The organism is Candidatus Obscuribacterales bacterium (assembly GCA_036703605.1).
Classification (GTDB): Bacteria; Cyanobacteriota; Cyanobacteriia; order RECH01; family RECH01; genus RECH01.
This window is the reverse complement of record DATNRH010000166.1, coordinates 1-1,745: the sequence shown is the minus strand read 5'-3', so window position 1 is coordinate 1,745 and position 1,745 is coordinate 1. Positions and strand designations below refer to the sequence as shown.

1 protein-coding gene is annotated in these 1,745 nt (G+C 48.8%); it reads left to right on the top strand.

Annotated elements, in window-relative coordinates; translation table 11 throughout:
- Positions 1-447 precede the first annotated feature (447 nt).
- Positions 448-1,329: a universal stress protein gene (locus V6D20_03440; protein ID HEY9814847.1), complete on the top strand. Its 882-nt coding sequence runs from the start codon at positions 448-450 to the stop codon at positions 1,327-1,329.
- Positions 1,330-1,745: the final 416 nt, after the last annotated feature.

Sequence of the window (1,745 nt, the reverse complement as noted above, 5' to 3'; positions counted from 1 at the left end):
CTCCAAGATTTTCCTCAATTGCCCGATTGACATACTTGCCAGTGCTCATGCCTTTCTTAGCCCCCTCTTGCAAAGCTTTTAGACGCTTTTCATTCTGACTATCCATGAATCAACCTCCTGGAAACGAAGTTTTTTTATTCTTTTAACTCATCATATGTACTTACATAAAAAGAAGATTCAGGAAAATTACCTATGCTTCCATAAATATTCATGCAAGAACAATAAGCTGACTCAATATAAGTTAATACTTCAAAATGTCTGACTAGCATATCGGCGCATGAGCCTAAAGTCTTCATCATGGAAGTGGCAGCGTAGTTACAGCATTAACTAGTGCTTCAGAATTGTTCTTTTGTCTACTGCCCCCGCAATAGGGCTAGGCAGTGTTAGGCTTGAAGAATATAGAGGCATTTCTCTATAATTACTGAGCTAGGCTTACCATTTTCACCCATGTTCCGGCACTCCCTCATTTGCACCGACTTCTCCGATGGCTTACACCGCTTGGTTCGTTTTGTACCAAGCCTAGCTGCTAGTGGTCTACAGCAGATCACGTTTCTCCATACGGTTGCTATTTCGCAAGAACGTGAAGTTCCACGGATCGATGAAGAATCCTTACAAGCCATACGCGATCGCCTCTCGGCTAGTTTAGGCGATGTGCCTGCTGGCGTAGAGGTGAACATTGAGGTTCAGTCTGGCAAGCCGATTGACAACATCTTGCAGGTGAGCAAGAGCAATGGCGTAGACCTGATCATGGTCGGCATGGCAGGCCGTGGTCTGCTCAACGAAAAGCTGTTTGGCAGCACCACCATGGGGCTTTGTCAGCGCACTCCTTTGCCCATCATGACCCTGCGTCCCCAGCTCATTTCCACCTACACAACGGAAGAGCTGGATTTGCGCTGTCGTCATCTTTTCCAAGATTTGCTGCTTCCCTACGATGGCAGTGATTCGGCTGACTATTTGGTAGAGAGAGTACAAGCGATCGCTCAACAATACCCCGAGGGCTCTCTCAAACGAGGGCTGCTGTGCTGGGTGCTAGAGGAGCAAAACCGCCGCAGTTTGCCTAGAGACTATGACAGAGACTCCGCTCTAGAAAAGCTCAATACCGTCAAGGCTGGCTTAGTGAAGCTTGGACTTGATATTGATGTCGAGGTGCGGGAAGGTAGCCCCATGAATGAACTGCTAGAAGCAGCGCTAGAGCGAGATATCACAGCGATCGCCATTTCTTCTAGTCCAACCAATCGGTTGGTGGGCTGGTCTATCCCAAGCTTTGCTGAAGATATTCTTCGACGCAGTTGGCACCCTGTGCTCTACTTCCCCCCCGAAAAGCGATAGATGTCTAGATGAGATCAGCGCAACGACACTAGATTTGTAGACGCTCAGACCAGTGTGGCGGCGCGGTTGACGGTTTAGTGCATTTTGAGTTGGCTGTTCGCAGGTCAACTCAAAACACACCTCCTATCCAATCCGGCAGAATTCATATAAGGATATTCTGCTTTCGATCCCCCGTTGCGCCGCCCCCTAGGCAAGGAGGCATTGCTGGATAGTAGGATGAATTGCCCTCATCCCCAACCCTTCTCCCTAGGGAGAAGGGAGCTAAAACTCTTGTCCCCTCTCCTTTTGGGCTACCGCTTATACACATCTTAGAGATGAGCCAGTGACCAACCTTCAAAGAGGGTGTCAAAGTGTTTGAGACCTCTGAATAGAATGACAATGCCCGGTGGGCGCTGACTGGCATAGCCCGACCATCC